Source organism: Humitalea rosea (assembly GCF_003253705.1).
In the GTDB taxonomy this organism is placed as follows: Bacteria; Pseudomonadota; Alphaproteobacteria; order Acetobacterales; family Acetobacteraceae; genus Humitalea; species Humitalea rosea.
In genome coordinates, this window is record NZ_QKYU01000018.1 from 32,880 (window position 1) to 47,071 (window position 14,192).

Genomic DNA, 14,192 nt, shown 5'->3' on the forward strand with positions numbered 1-14,192 from the left:
TCACCATGGCCGATGACACGACCTCCGAACGGCGCGGCTTCCTCAAGACCCTTGGGATTGGCGCGGCCGCGGCCGCGAGCACTGCCGCGGCGGCCCAGGCCGCCAACCTCCCGGGCTATGATCGCGCCGACGCGGTGTCCGCCGGCGTGCCGGTCGCCAAGGAAAACCGGGACGACCGGCTGAAGGCCCGGTATCGCGAGACCGAGCACGTCGCGACCTATTATCGCACCAACCGCTACTGAGGCCGGACCCATGCTGATCAAACGCTCCGATCGCACCGCTGCCCGGCAGCGCCTCGCGAATGCCTATGAGGGCCTGTCCTCCGGCGGGCTCGATCGCCGCTCCTTCCTCAAGCAGGCCGGCGTCGCCGGCGGCGTGCTGGCCGGCCTCGGCGCCATCCCGCTCTCCACCGTGCGTCAGGCCCATGCCGGGCCGACCAATTTCGCGCTGCCGATCACGCGGGTGAAGAACATCTGCACCCATTGCTCGGTGGGCTGCACGGTGATCGCCGAAGTGCAGAACGGCGTCTGGGTCGGGCAGGAGCCCGCCTACGAAAGCCCGATCAACCGCGGCACCCATTGCGCCAAGGGCGCCTCGGTCCGCGAACTGGTCCATGGCGACCGCCGCATCAAATACCCGATGAAGCTGGTCGGCGGGCAGTGGCAGCGCATGAGCTGGGACGCGGCGCTGGCCGAGGTCGGCGACAAGCTGATGGCGATCCGCCAGAAGAGCGGGCCGGACAGCGTGTTCTGGCTCGGCAGCGCCAAGTTCAGCAATGAGGGTGCCTATCTCTATCGCAAGATGGCGGCGTTCTGGGGGACCAATTCGGTCGATCACCAGGCGCGCATCTGCCATTCGACCACTGTCGCGGGTGTGGCCAACACCTGGGGCTATGGCGCGATGACGAACTCCTACAACGACATCCGCAATGCCAAGACCATGATCATCATGGGCGGCAATCCGGCGGAAGCGCATCCGGTGTCCTTGCAGCATCTGCTCGCGGGCAAGGAGCAGCAGAACGCCAACATGATCGTCATCGACCCGCGGTTCACGCGGACGGCGGCGCATGCGACCGAATTCGTGCGGATCCGGCCGGGCACCGACATCCCCATCATCTGGGGCCTGCTCTACCACATCTTCGCCAATGGCTGGGAAGACAAGGAGTTCATCAACCAGCGGGTCTACGGCATGGATGACATCCGTGCCGAGACCGCCAAATGGACCCCGGCCGAGGTCGAGCGCGTCGCCGGCGTGCCCGAGGCGCAGATGAAGAGTGTCGCGCAGACCTTCGCGACCCAGAAGCCTTCGACGCTCATCTGGTGCATGGGTGCCACGCAGAAGACCGTCGGCACCGCGAATGTGCGCGCCTTCTGCATCCTGCTGCTCGCCACCGGCAATGTCGGCGCGGCGGGGACGGGTGCCAACATCTTCCGCGGCCATTGCAATGTGCAGGGGGCGACAGACTTCGGGCTCGATGTCACTTCGCTGCCCGGCTACTACGGGCTGGACGCCAATGCCTGGCGGCACTGGTCGCGCGTCTGGGATGTGACCTACGAAAGCATGGTCGCGCGCTTCGACAGCCCGGCGATGATGGAGATGCCGGGCATCCCGACCACGCGGTATTTCGATGCGGTGCAGATGCCGGGCCTCGGCGCCCGCCCGGCCGGCAGCGAGAACTATGTGCAGCAGCGGGATTCGCTGAAGGGGATGGTGGTCTTCGGCCATGGCGGCAACACCGTCACGCGCATGCCCGAAGCGGTGAAGGGGCTGGAGGCGCTGGATCTGCTGGTCGTCGCCGACCCGCATCCGACGACCTTCGCCGCCCTCTCGAACCGGCGCGACAACACCTATCTGCTGCCGATCTGCTCGCAGTTCGAAACCTCAGGCAGCCGCACCGCCTCCAACCGTTCGCTCCAATGGGGCGAGAAGGTCGTGGAGCCGGTCTTCGAATCCAAGAGCGACTATGAGGCGATGTACCGCCTCTCCGCCGCCATCGACGCGGCCGCTGAGAAGCGCAGCATGACCTTCCGCATGCAGGCGGAGGTGTTCAAGCTGTTCGAGATCAAGAACAACGCGCCGACCTCCGAAAGCATCCTGCGCGAGATCAACCGCGGCTGCTGGAGCACGGGCTACACTGGCCAGTCGCCGGAGCGCCTGCGCCAGCACATGGCGAACCAGGACAAGTTCGACCTGGTCACCCTGCGCGGCGCCGCAGGCTCCGAGGTCGCGAACGAGGTCTATGGCCTGCCCTGGCCCTGCTGGGGCACGCCCGAGCAGAAGCACCCCGGCACGCATCTGCTCTACAACACCAGCCTGCATGTGAAGGATGGCGGCGGCACCTTCCGCGCCCGCTTCGGCGTCGAACGGAACGGCGAGACGCTGCTGGCCCAGGGCTCCTGGACCAAGGGCTCGGACATCGAGGATGGCTACCCCGAATTCACCACCGCGGTGCTCCAGCGCCTTGGCTGGTTCGATGATCTGACCGCCGAGGAGAAGGCGCAGATCGCGCGCCAGGGCGGCAGCGCCTCCTGGGCGACCGATCTTTCGGGCGGCGTCACCCGCGTCGCGCTGGAACACGGCTGCATCCCCTATGGCAACGGCAAGGCCCGGGCGAATGCCTGGAACCTGCCCGACCCGGTGCCGGTGCATCGCGAGCCGATCTACACCCCGCGCAACGACCTGATCGCGCAATACCCGACGCTGCCCGACCGGCGCGGCTTCCGCCTGCCGCATCTGGGGCAGTCGGTGCAGGCGCGCAGCCCGCAGGTCGCGGCCAACTTCCCGTTGATCCTCACCTCCGGCCGCCTGGTCGAATATGAGGGCGGCGGCGAGGAGACCCGGTCCAACCGCTGGCTGGCCGAGTTGCAGCAGGACATGTTCATCGAGATCAGCACCGCCGACGCCGCATCCCGCAACATCAAGGACGGTGCCTGGGTGCAGGTTGCCGGGCCGGAAATGCCGCAGGGGCGCTGGATCCGCGTGAAGGCGCTGGTCACCGACCGTGTCGGCACCGGGGTCGCCTTCATGCCCTTCCACTTCGCCGGCTACTTCATGGGGGAGGACCAGCGGAGCAAGTATCCGCCGGGCACCGATCCCATCGTGCTCGGCGAAAGTGCGAATACGGTCACGACCTATGGCTATGACCCGGTGACCTTCATGCAGGAAACCAAGGTCACGATCTGCCAAATCCGCGCTGCGGTCTGAGGGAGCTTACCAACATGGCTCGCATGAAATTCCTCTGCGACGCGGATCGCTGCATCGAATGCAACGCCTGCGTCACCGCCTGCAAGAACGAGAACGAGGTGCCCTGGGGCATCAACCGCCGCCGCGTCGTCACCATCAATGATGGCCGGCCGGGGGAGCGTTCGATCTCGATGGCCTGCATGCATTGCACCGACGCGCCCTGTGCGGCGGTCTGCCCGACCTCGTGCTTCTACACGACCGCGGATGCGATCGTGCTGCACGACAAGGATCTGTGCATCGGCTGCGGCTACTGCTTCTACGCCTGCCCATTCGGCGCGCCGCAGTATCCGCGCGTCGGCAACTTCGGTGGCCGTGGCAAGATGGACAAATGCACCTACTGCGCCGGCGGCCCGCAGGCCGACAATAGCCAGGCGGAATACATCCAGTACGGCGCCAACCGTATCGCCGAGGGCAAGCTGCCGCTCTGCGCCGAGATGTGCTCGACCAAGGCGTTGCTCGCCGGCGATGGCGACATCATCGCCAGCATCTACCGCGAACGGGTGCAGAAGCGCGGCTATGGCTCCGGGGCCTGGGGGTGGCGCACCGCCTACCGCCAGGATGTGAGCGTCTGATGCGCGCGCCCCTCAGGTTCGTCCTTGCCGCGATGCTGATGCTCGCGGCCGGACCCGTGCTGGTGGTCCCCGTGCTGGTGCTCCCCGTGCTGGCCCAGCCGGTGACCGATGCCGCGCGCGGCAACATCAGCGCCTCGGAGATGGAACTCCAGGCGACCTTGCGTGGGGACATCATCCGCGGCCGCATCACCATCCCCGACAGCCGCGCCGCCAATCTCATCCAGCCCGAAGGGCGCGAGTGGCGGGAATTCCACAACGTCACCCTGGGCTGGATTGGCGGGATCGCCGTGCTCGGCATGCTGGCGCTGCTGGTGATCTTCTACCTCGCGCGCGGGAAGATCCGGATGGAGGGCGGGCCGTCCGGCCGCACCATCCAGCGCTTCAACTGGTTCGAGCGCGCCAACCATTGGATGACGGCCTCGACCTTCATCATCCTGGCCCTGTCGGGGCTGAACATCACCTTCGGCCGCTACCTGCTGCTGCCGCTGTTCGGCCCCGAGATCTTCGCCGAGGCGACCCAGCTGGGGAAGATCGCGCATAACTATCTGTCCTTCCCCTTCGCGCTCGGCATCGTCGTGATGTTCCTGCTGTGGATACGGGACAACATCCCGAACGCGCTGGATGTCGCCTGGCTGCGGGCCGGCGGCGGCATCATCGGCCATGGGCATCCCCCGGCCGACCGCTTCAACGCCGGCCAGAAGATGATCTTCTGGATCACGGTGCTGGGCGGCGGGCTGGTCGCGGCATCGGGCTATTTGCTGATCTTCCCGTTTTTCTTCACCGGGATGCAGGGCATGCAACTGGCGCTCATCGTTCATGGCATCCTGGCGGTGCTGATGATCGCGGCGATGCTCGGGCACATCTACATCGGCACCATCGGCATGGAAGGCGCCTTCGATGCGATGGGCACCGGGCAGGTGGACTACAATTGGGCCCGGGCGCATCACTCCCTCTGGGTCGAGAAGGAAGTGGTCCGTGCCCGCAGCACCATTGACGGCACGGCCAAGCCTGCCGGCGCCGATTGACCGGACCGGCCCCGGCAGCGCCGGGGCCGTCCTTCCCACGAAGGCAGAGTGATGCGCCTGATCGGCCTTGCCGGCTGGAGCGGGGCGGGCAAGACCACGCTCCTCTCCCGCCTTATTCCCGAACTCGGCCGGCAAGGGGTGGGTGTCTCCACCCTCAAGCATGCCCACCACGCCTTTGACGTGGACCAGCCCGGCAAGGACAGCCACATCCACCGGCAGGCGGGCGCGCGGCAGGTACTGGTGTCCTCGGTCAACCGCTGGGCGCTGATGACCGAGCATCGCGGCGCGCCGGAGCCCTCGGTCGATAGCCTGCTGGCGCGTCTGGACCCGGTCGATCTGGTCATCATCGAGGGCTTCAAGCGCGGCGCCCATCCGAAGATCGAGGTGTTCCGGGCCGCCAATGGCAAGCCCTGGCAGTATCCCGACGACCCGATGATCCGCGCCATCGCGGCCGATACCAGGCCCGAGGTGGGACTGCCCTTCGCCGAACTTGATGATGTCGCGGCCATTGCCGCACTGGTTCTGGAGCATGCGGTGCCATGGCCCAGCTGACCGATGACTGCTTCGCCTTCGGCGGCCCGCTGCTGACGGTGGACCAGGCGGCGGCGCTGATCGCCGAGCGCGTGCCGCCCTTGGCAGAGGCCGAAAGCCTGCCGCTGGCCGAGGCCCTGGGCCGCGTGCTGGCAGTGTCCCTGGTCGCGCCCAACCCGCTGCCCCCCTTCGGCAACAGCGCCGTCGATGGCTATGCCTTCGCCCATGCCGCCTTGATCCCAGGCCAGCCGACGCGCCTGCCGGTGGTGGCCCGCATCGCGGCAGGCCAGGTTGCCGAGGCGCTGCCGCCCGGGACCGCCGCACGCGTCTTCACCGGGGCGCCGATGCCGCCCGGCGCCGATACCGTCGTGATGCAGGAGGATGCCGCCCTCAACGGCACGGGCGTGCTGGTGCCGCCTGGGCTGAAGCCCGGCGCCAATGCCCGCGCCGCCGGCGAGGATGTGCCGCTCGGTGCCACGGCCCTTCTCGCCGGGCGGCGGCTCGGCCCGGCCGAGGTTGCCCTGGCGGCCGCCCTCGGCTTCGCGCGCCTGCCGGTGACGCGCAGGGTGCGGGTCGGGGTCTTCTCCACCGGCGATGAGCTGGCCGAACCGGGGACGGTGCTTGGCCCCGCCAGCACCTATGACAGCAACCGATTTATGCTGTTGGCGCTGCTGGCGCGGCTGCCGGTCGAGGCGCAGGACCTCGGCATCCTGCCCGACCGCGCCGAGGCGACGGTCGCCGCCCTGACCGCCGCGGCTGGCGCCTTCGACCTGCTGCTGACCACCGGCGGCGTCAGCGCCGGGGAGGAAGACCACGTCCGCGCCGCGATCGAGGGCGCAGGCACGCTCGTCTTCTGGCGCCTCGCCGTGAAGCCCGGCCGCCCCGCCGCCATGGGCGTGGTGGCCGGCACGCCTGTCGTTGGGCTGCCGGGCAATCCGGTCGCGGCCATCGTCACCTTCCTGCATCTGGCGCGGCCTTTGGTCCTGCGCCTCGCGGCGGCGGCGCCCAGGCCGCTGCTGCGGCTGCCGGCGGTGGCGGATTTCGCCTATCGCAAGAAGGAAGGGCGGCGCGAATACGTGCGCGTCGCGTTGCGCGAGGATGGCGCGCGGCTCATTGCCAGCCGCTTCGCGCGCGACGGGGCGGGGCTGCTGACCTCGCTCACCGAATCGGATGGCTTTGCCGAACTGCCGGAGGAGGCGACCGCCGTCGCCCCGGGCGATGTCCTGAAGATCCTGCCCTTCGCCGCATTGTTCTGAGGCTGCCGCCCATGTTCACCGCCGATGACCACGCCGCCGCCCGCGCCATCGTCGCGCGCGCGATGCCGCCGACACCGCAATACGACTGGCCGTTGCTGGCCTCGCGCCTGGGTGTCGAGGTCTGGGTCAAGCATGAGAACCACACCCCCACCGGCGCCTTCAAGGTGCGGGGCGGGCTGGTCTATCTGGATCGCCTGGTGCGCGAACGGCCGCAGGTCGCGGGGCTGATTTCCGCCACGCGCGGCAACCATGGCCAGAGCCTCGCCTACGCCGGTGCCCGCCATGGCGTGCCGGTGACAATCGTGGTGCCGCGCGGCAATTCCGTCGAGAAGAATGCGGCCATGCAGGCCCAGGGCGCGCGGCTGATCGAGCATGGCGAGGATTTCGAGGCCGCGCGCCTGGAAGCCGGGCGGCTGGCCGAGCAAGGCGGGCTGGAGATGGTCCCCTCCTTCCATCGCGACCTGGTGCTCGGGGTTTCGACCTATGCGACGGAGCTGCTGACCGCGGTGCCGGATCTGCACACGCTCTATGTCCCGATCGGCCAGGGCTCGGGCTGCTGCGGCTGCATCGCGGCGCGGGACCATCTGGGGTTGAAGACCGAGATCGTCGGGGTCCAATCCGTGGGCGCGCCCGCCTATGCGCTGTCCCTGGCCGCCGGGCGGGTCGTCTCCACCGCCGCCGCCGATACGCTGGCCGATGGCATGGCCACGCGGGTGCCGGACCCGGATGCCTTCGAGATGATCCGCAAGGGCGTGGCCCGCATCGTCCAGGTGGCGGATGCCGAGGTCGCGACCGCCATCCGCACCTATTGGACCGATACCCACAACCTTGCCGAGGGCGCCGGCGCCGCCCCGCTGGCGGCGCTGATGCAGGAGCGTGCGGCGATGGCCGGGCGCCGCGTCGGCGTCATCCTCTGCGGCGGCAATATCGACCTCGCGCTGTTCCGCGACTGGGTGATGGCCTCAGGGTAGCAGCCGCGCCATGCTGGCCAGCCGGTGCTTCAGCACCTTCCCCGCGCCGCTGGCGGGCAGGCTCTCCAGCCGTATCCAGCGCGTCGGGCGCTTGTAGGGGGCGAGCTTCTGGGCGGTGTGGGCGACAAGGCTTGCCTCATCCACCTCGCCCTGGGCGGTGTAGAAGGCGACGACCTCCTCGTTGCCCTCCGCCGCCGGGCGGCCGACCACGGCGACCTGGACGATCGCGGGATGGGTCGCGATGGCGCCCTCCACCTCGGCGGGGTGCACGTTGAAGCCGCTGCGGATGATGAGTTCGCGCGACCGTCCGATCAGCCAGAGCCGCCCCTGCTCGTCGATCCGCCCCAGGTCGCCGGTGCGCAGGAAGCCATCCTCGGTGAAGGCGGCGGCCGTCGCCGCCGGGTCGCGGTAGTAGCCGAGCATGATGCCGGGGCCGCGCGCCTCGATCTCCCCATCCGCCGCGATGCGGGCCTCCACGCCGGCCATGATCGGGCCGGTGGAGAGGTCGTCCTGCGGCACCCGCGTCTGGCTGATGGTCGGCCCGGCCTCGGTCAGCCCGTAGCCATTGTGCGGCAGCAGGCCGAAGACCCGGCGCAGCCCATGCTGTACCGCCGGGTCCATCGGCGAGCCGCCGCTCGACAGCACCCGCAGCCGGGGCGCGAAGGGCAGCCGGCCCTCGGCGCGGACATGGGCCAGCAGCCGCGCGAAGATGGCGGGCACGCCCTGGATGACCGAGACACCATCCTCGATCGCCGCCAGCATCGCGGCGGGATCGAAGCGCGGGACGAGGCGCAGGCTCGCCCCCGCCACCAGCCCGCCCAGCAGCATGTTGGCGAGGCCGAAGACGTGGCTCATCGGCAGCACGCCATACATCACGTCATCGGCGCGCCAGCCGCGCACCCGCACCCCCATCTCCGCCATGAAGAGCAGCGAGCGATGCGACAGCATCACCCCCTTGGGCCGGCCCGTGGTGCCGGAGGTGTAGATCAGCGCCGCGCATTGCAGCGCGGGGTCGTCATGGACCGGCTCGGGCACCGAATCGGCCTCCACCGCCGAAACCATGACCCCGGCCATGCTGCCCCAAGGCGTCGCCTCCCCGGCATGGGCGGCGGCGGCGGGGCTGCAGGCGGTGCAATAGAGGCTGACCCGCACCCCGGCATGGTCGTGGATGCCCGCGACCTCGGCGGGCGTCAGCCGGGCATTGGCCGGGATCGCCCAGGCGTCGATGCGCCCGCAGGCCAGCAGCAGCACGGCCATCGCCGGCTCGTTTTCGCCCAGGATCAGCACCCGATCGCCGCCCCGCACGCCGAGCGCACGCAGATCCTGGGCGGCCGCCTCCACCGCACGGGACAACTCCGGCCAGGTCAGGCTGGCGGTATCGCCGATCAGTGCATCTTCATCGCGGCCGGCATGCGGGGCGATGACGTCGGCGCATCGGCGTGGCAGGGCCGCGAGCAGGGCCGCGATCTCCTCCGATTGCATCATCGCCTGGGATCCTCCTCAGGGCACGGTCGCGGAGGCCCGGAACCCTGTCCAGCCCTTTGCGCGCGCAAGGGAGGGGCTTGGCGGGCCGCCCGTGCCGACGCAGGCTAGGGGCAATCGCCACGCAGACCAGCCGCGGCGCAAGAATGGCCCGAGGACGTCCCATGCTCCATCTCAGCCTACCCGCCCGATTTCAGCTCCCCTGCGGGACGCGCCGCGCATGACCCGCGCCCTGCTGTTCGACGTCTTCGGGACGGTCGTGGACTGGCGCAACGGCGTGGCGCGCGAGGCGGCGCCGATCCTGGCCGCCCTCGGCCGGGGCGATATCGATCCCCATGCCTTCGCCGATGCCTGGCGCGCGGGATACCAGCCGGCGATGGAGGAGGTCCGCAGCGGGCGGCGCCCCTTCACCCGGCTCGACGTGCTGCACCGGGAGAATCTGGAGACGCTGCTGGCGCGCCATGGCATCGTCGATGTGCCCGAGCCGGTGATGATCACGCTGAACACCGCCTGGCATCGGCTCGACCCCTGGCCGGATGTGGTGGCGGGGCTGACGCGGCTGAGGACCCGCTTCATCCTGGCACCCCTGTCCAACGGCAACATCGCGCTGATGCTGAACATGGCCAAGCGCGCCGGGTTGCCCTGGGATGCCATCCTGGGCTCGGAGGTCTCCCAGGCCTTCAAGCCGACGCCCCAGGCCTATCTGCGCACCGCTGAGGTGCTGGGCCTGTCGCCCGGCGAATGCATGCTGGTCGCCGCGCACAACAAGGATCTGGCGGCGGCGCGGGCCTGCGGCTTCGGCACCGCCTTCGTCGCGCGGCCGACCGAGAAGGGGCCCGGCCAGACGATCGACCTGCGCGCCGAACAGGAGTGGGACCAGGTCGCGACGGATTTCGGCGCGCTGGCGACCGCGCTCGGCTGCTGATCAGCCGAGCGGCTTCTCCATCACCACTCGTTCGAAGCCGTCCTGGGTGACGTAGCCCGTTTCGGCATAGCCGAGACGGGCGTAGAGCCGCCGGTTCGCCGCCATCAGCACGTGGGTGTAGAGCCGCAGCCGAGCATGCCCGCGGGTCCGCGCCTCGGCCTCGGCGAAGGCGATCAGCCGCCGGCCGAGGCCCTGGCCGGTCAGATCGGGCAGCACCGCGACGGTATCCAGCCAGAGGTCGCCGTCCTTTTCCTCCAGCACCAGCACGCCGGCGAGCCCGCCGTCTCCTGGCAGCACCCAGCACTGCCCGGCCGCGATCCGGGCGACGGGATCATCCGCCATCGGCCCGGGGATGCGGCCGATGACGGCGATCCAGGGGGTGAAGGCGGCGGCGATCACCGTGGTGCAGGCGGCGGCTTCGTCGGGGCGGGCGCGGCGGATCGGCGGGCTCACGCTGGGGGCATTCTTGTCGCCATCGGAAATTCGTCGTCTCGTGCCATCGGCCTCCTCGTTTCGCAACACTCACGGCGCAGAGGCACGCCAAGGGAGGCATCGCCGCATGACCTGGTCGATCATTGCACGAGACCCCGCGACCGGTGCCTTCGCCGTCGCCATCGCCACGGCCAATCTGGCGGTGGGCGCCTCCTGCCCCTACCTCCGCGCCGGGGTGGGCGCGGTGTCGACCCAGTCGATGACCAACCGCTACCTCGGCCCGGCCGTGCTGGACGGGCTGGCGCGGGGGCTCGCCCCGGCGGCGGCGATCGAGGGGGCGCTGTCAGGCGACGAGGGGCGGCACCTGCGCCAGGTCCACGCCATCGACCGGCACGGCCGCACCGCCGCCTGGACCGGGCGGAACTGCGTCGATTGGGCAGGCGACCATCGTGGCCATGACTTCAGCGTCGCGGGAAACATGCTGTCGGGGCCGGCGACGCTCGCCGACACGGTCGCGGCCTTCGCCACCATGGACGGGCTGCCGCTGCCGGAACGGCTGGTCGCGGCGATGCTGGCGGGGGAGGCGGCGGGCGGGGACCGGCGCGGGCGGCAATCCGCGGCGCTGGTGCTGACGACGACCGAGGATTTTCCTGACATCGACCTGCGCGTCGATGACCATACCGGCCCGGTCGAGGAGTTGCAGCGTCTGCTGGGTGTCTGGCGCGTGCAGCGGGAGCCGGGGATGGAGCGGTCGCCGAGCAAGGCAAGACCGTCGGGCGTCACCGATCTGGACGAGTTGGAGGCGGATTGGATCCGGAAGGGCCTACCCCTCCGCTTCAAGCGATAGGGGCCACCCCGAAGGGCGGCCCCAGTCGTACTGCTCAGGCGTCGGCGACGCTGGCGGCTTCGGGGCCCTTCTTGCCCTGAACGACGCGGACGGTGACCACCTGGCCTTCGGCCAGGGAGGCCACGCCGCTACGCTCAAGCGCCGTCGCATGGACAAAGACATCCTTGCCGCCGCTTTCCGGCGTCACGAAGCCAAAGCCCTTCTCGGCGCTGTACCACTTCACGGTGGCGCGCATGTCCTCGCCACCGGTCGGCGGCGGGCCGCCACGGAATTCCTGGCGCGGGGCACGCGGGGGGGCGGCCGGCGCGAAGCCGGGTTCCGCATCCGCAATGTCCAGAACCTCAGTGACCTGCAGACCCTTTTGACCAGGGCCGACGCGAACGGTCAGCTTGGCACCGGGATTCACGGCCTTGGCGCCGGCCCGTTCCAGGGCACTGGCATGCAGGAAGGCATCGCCCCCGCCACCATCGACCTCGACGAAGCCAAAGCCCTTTTCGGGGTTAAACCACTTCACCACCGCCTTGACCTCGGGGCCCGTCGCAAAAGGCGACGGACGCCGTGGCGCTCCGGCATCGGCGAAGGACGGGGTCGGCGGGGTCCACACGCCCCCATCGGAGAAGTTGTCGTCATCGAAGCCGCCCCTACCGCGGGGTCTGCGGGAACGCCCGCCTCCAGTGCTCGCCATGTCCTTGCCTTGCCTATGTCCCTAAGGGTGTCCGCGGCCGATCGGGTCAACCGGCCCTTTGTCTGTCGCATGTCCGGCCAGACGCCAAACATGTGCAAGGCCGATATACGGCCTCGGGGGGGGTCCGCAACAGCACATCACGTCTCGAGCAGCATTTCGGCTGATTCTTCCGACGCTTGTCGCGCTATTTGCACGATGATCAACGCGCCCAGCTCGGTTTGCGCTTTTGCTGGAAGGCGAGGATGCCCTCCTTGGCCTCCGGCCCGGTGGCGCAGGCGCTGAAGGCTGCCGCACCGGCTTCGGCATAGCCCGCGGGGGCGACCGGCCCCAGCGCCGCCAGCAGCCGCTTGGTCTCCGCCAGCGCCAGGGGCGAGCCTTGCAGGATCTCGGCGATGCTGGCCGCGACGGCGGCGTCCAGCGCCGCGGCATCGGCCACCACCTGATGCACCAGCCCCACCGCGGCGGCCTCTGGCGCCGTCAGGGTCCGGCCCTCCAGCACCATGCGCGTCGCGGCGGCGCGGCCCATGCGGCGGACCATCCAGGGCAGGATCTGCGCCGGCACCAGCCCGCGCCGGGTTTCGGGTGCCGCGAAGCGGGCATCGGCCGAGGCGATGGCGATATCCGCGCCGCAGACGAAGCCGAGGCCGCCCGCATGGGCGCTGCCCTCGATCCGCGCGATCACCACCTGCGGCAGGGCGGAGAGGGCGGCGAAGCGCTCGCCCGTCCGCCGGTTGCGGGCAAGCTGGGCGGCGAGCCGCGTTGCGGCATCCCCGCTCGCGTCCCCGACCTCGCCGAGGTCCAGCCCCGCGCAGAAATGCCCGCCCGCCCCGGTCAGCACCAGCACCCGGGCCGTGGGGTCGGCAGCCAGATCGGCCAGCAGCGCATCCAGCGCCGCGACCAGCGCGGCGCTCATGGCATTGCGCCGCGCCGGGCGGTTCAGCGTCGCGGTGACGACGGCGCCCTCGCGGCTGACAAGCACCTCGCTCATGCGGCGATTCCCAGGATCTGGCGCGCTTCGGCCGGTGTCGCCACCTCCGAGCCCAGGGCTCGGATGATCACCGCGGCGCGGTCCACCAGCGAGGCATTGCCCGGCGCGAGCTGGCCTCGGGCGAGGTAGAGGTTGTCCTCCAGCCCGACCCGCACGTGGCCGCCGAGGATGGTCGCCTGGGCCACCATGGGGAATTGCTGGCGGCTGATGCCGAAACCGGACCAGAGCGCGTCCTTGGGCAGCACGCCGAGGATGGCGAGCATCGCCTGCGTGGTTGCCGGCGCGCCCCAGGGGATGCCGGTGCAGAGCTGGAACCAGGGGGTGCCGGCAAAGCAGCCCTTCTCGGCCATGGAGGCGGCGAGCCAGGCGTGGCCGAGGTCGAACACCTCCAACTCCGGCTTCACGCCAGCGTCGCGGATCATCTTCGCCATGCGTTCCAGATGGCCGGGGACGTTGACGAAGGCATGCGCGCCGAAATTCATCGTCGCGATGTCGAGCGAGCAGATGTCCGGCAGAAGCTCCAGCACATGCTCCACGCGATTCTCGGGGGTGGCCATGGTGGTGCCGGGGCCGACGCGGCTCATGTCCTCGTCGTTCGGCGTGTAGCGGGCGCCGGAGCCGGTGGTCAGGTTGATCAGCACCTCAGTGCCGGCCTCGCGGATGCGGGCCACCGTCTCGCGGTACAGGCCGAGTTCGCGCGAGGGCTTACCCGTCACCGGGTCGCGCACGTGGATATGCACGATGGCCGCGCCTGCGGCATGGGCGGCGAGGGCCTCGGCGGCGATCTGGGCCGGGGTGATTGGCACATGCGGGCTGGCGCCGGTGCTGTCGGCGCCGCCGGTCAGGGCGGCGGTGATGATGACGGGACGGCTCATCCTTCGGGGACCTTTCTTGCTTGGTTCAGCGCCACAGTGTGCCCATGGCTTCCGCCCCGCGCACATAGGCGGCGGGTCGCGAATCGCTCCGTCACCGCTGGGCGGGGAGCGGCCGCATCGCCTTCGGCGGCGGTGCGCGCGAAGGGGATGAAGCTGCCCTCGCGGTCGCAGGGTTCGCGGGCCAGGGCAACGGCACGGCTCGCATCGGCACGGCTCGCATCGGCCCGGTACAGGTTCCCGCCGGTATAGATGCCGAGCGGCACGGCGATATTCGGCAGCCGCACCCCCGCACGCTCATTGCCATCGGCATCCACCGCCGGCACCAGCCGGAGGGGGCCATGTGGCCGGTGGTCCAAAGGA

The 14,192-nt window shown here is 70.0% G+C and carries 15 protein-coding genes; 9 read left to right on the plus strand and 6 right to left on the minus strand.

Annotated features, from left to right (window positions below; genetic code table 11):
• Nucleotides 1-5 precede the first annotated feature (5 nt).
• The 7 genes from C8P66_RS15605 to C8P66_RS15635 are packed head-to-tail and all read left to right on the plus strand — an operon-like array spanning nt 6 to nt 7,598.
• The gene (locus C8P66_RS15605; protein ID WP_111399211.1) at nt 6-242 is read left to right on the plus strand and encodes a twin-arginine translocation signal domain-containing protein; all 237 of its coding nucleotides are present in this window, start codon (nt 6-8) and stop codon (nt 240-242) included.
• A gap of 10 nt (nt 243-252) precedes the next feature.
• Complete coding sequence (locus C8P66_RS15610; protein ID WP_111399212.1) at nt 253-3,204, plus strand: formate dehydrogenase subunit alpha; 2,952 nt, start codon at nt 253-255, stop codon at nt 3,202-3,204.
• Nucleotides 3,205-3,218: 14 nt separating this feature from the next.
• Complete coding sequence (fdh3B, locus tag C8P66_RS15615) at nt 3,219-3,815, plus strand: formate dehydrogenase FDH3 subunit beta (RefSeq protein ID WP_111399213.1); 597 nt, start codon at nt 3,219-3,221, stop codon at nt 3,813-3,815.
• Nucleotides 3,815-4,840: a formate dehydrogenase subunit gamma gene (locus C8P66_RS15620; RefSeq protein WP_245903577.1), complete on the plus strand. Its 1,026-nt coding sequence runs from the start codon at nt 3,815-3,817 to the stop codon at nt 4,838-4,840. Before fdh3B ends, C8P66_RS15620 begins: the two co-directional genes overlap by 1 nt.
• Nucleotides 4,841-4,891: 51 nt before the next feature.
• Nucleotides 4,892-5,392: a molybdopterin-guanine dinucleotide biosynthesis protein B gene (gene mobB / locus C8P66_RS15625; RefSeq protein WP_111399214.1), complete on the plus strand. Its 501-nt coding sequence runs from the start codon at nt 4,892-4,894 to the stop codon at nt 5,390-5,392.
• On the plus strand, nt 5,380-6,627 hold the full coding sequence (locus C8P66_RS15630; protein ID WP_111399215.1) for a molybdopterin molybdotransferase MoeA: 1,248 nt from the start codon (nt 5,380-5,382) through the stop codon (nt 6,625-6,627). The genes mobB and C8P66_RS15630 overlap by 13 nt, the downstream gene beginning before the upstream one ends.
• Before the next feature lie 11 nt (nt 6,628-6,638).
• Nucleotides 6,639-7,598, plus strand: coding sequence for a threonine dehydratase (locus C8P66_RS15635; protein ID WP_111399216.1), 960 nt, complete (start codon nt 6,639-6,641; stop codon nt 7,596-7,598).
• Here C8P66_RS15635 and C8P66_RS15640 read toward each other — a convergent pair.
• The gene (locus C8P66_RS15640) at nt 7,590-9,083 is read right to left on the minus strand and encodes a class I adenylate-forming enzyme family protein (RefSeq protein WP_111399217.1); all 1,494 of its coding nucleotides are present in this window, start codon (nt 9,081-9,083) and stop codon (nt 7,590-7,592) included. The two genes, C8P66_RS15635 and C8P66_RS15640, sit on opposite strands and share 9 nt — an antisense overlap.
• A gap of 217 nt (nt 9,084-9,300) precedes the next feature.
• Between C8P66_RS15640 and C8P66_RS15645 the strand changes: the two genes are divergently transcribed.
• Complete coding sequence (locus C8P66_RS15645) at nt 9,301-10,005, plus strand: haloacid dehalogenase type II (protein WP_111399218.1); 705 nt, start codon at nt 9,301-9,303, stop codon at nt 10,003-10,005.
• On the opposite strand, the gene C8P66_RS15650 is transcribed toward C8P66_RS15645, so the two are convergent.
• Complete coding sequence (locus tag C8P66_RS15650) at nt 10,006-10,458, minus strand: GNAT family N-acetyltransferase (RefSeq protein ID WP_245903578.1); 453 nt, start codon at nt 10,456-10,458, stop codon at nt 10,006-10,008.
• A 106-nt stretch (nt 10,459-10,564) separates the two neighbouring features.
• Here C8P66_RS15650 and C8P66_RS15655 point away from each other — a divergent pair, with 106 nt between their 5' ends.
• Complete coding sequence (locus C8P66_RS15655; protein WP_111399219.1) at nt 10,565-11,284, plus strand: DUF1028 domain-containing protein; 720 nt, start codon at nt 10,565-10,567, stop codon at nt 11,282-11,284.
• A gap of 34 nt (nt 11,285-11,318) precedes the next feature.
• On the opposite strand, the gene C8P66_RS24735 is transcribed toward C8P66_RS15655, so the two are convergent.
• The 4 genes from C8P66_RS24735 to C8P66_RS15675 form a co-directional block, all read right to left on the minus strand.
• Nucleotides 11,319-11,798 carry a cold-shock protein gene (locus tag C8P66_RS24735; protein WP_281271354.1) on the minus strand — a complete coding sequence of 160 codons (480 nt, stop codon included), beginning with the start codon at nt 11,796-11,798 and terminating at the stop codon, nt 11,319-11,321.
• A 370-nt stretch (nt 11,799-12,168) separates the two neighbouring features.
• Nucleotides 12,169-12,957 carry an enoyl-CoA hydratase/isomerase family protein gene (locus C8P66_RS15665; RefSeq protein ID WP_111399221.1) on the minus strand — a complete coding sequence of 263 codons (789 nt, stop codon included), beginning with the start codon at nt 12,955-12,957 and terminating at the stop codon, nt 12,169-12,171.
• Nucleotides 12,954-13,832 carry a BKACE family enzyme gene (locus tag C8P66_RS15670; protein ID WP_111399222.1) on the minus strand — a complete coding sequence of 293 codons (879 nt, stop codon included), beginning with the start codon at nt 13,830-13,832 and terminating at the stop codon, nt 12,954-12,956. The genes C8P66_RS15665 and C8P66_RS15670 overlap by 4 nt, the downstream gene beginning before the upstream one ends.
• A complete protein-coding gene (locus tag C8P66_RS15675) occupies nt 13,829-14,188 on the minus strand; it encodes an alpha/beta hydrolase domain-containing protein (RefSeq protein ID WP_111399223.1) in 360 nt (119 codons plus the stop codon). The genes C8P66_RS15670 and C8P66_RS15675 overlap by 4 nt, the downstream gene beginning before the upstream one ends.
• Nucleotides 14,189-14,192: the final 4 nt, after the last annotated feature.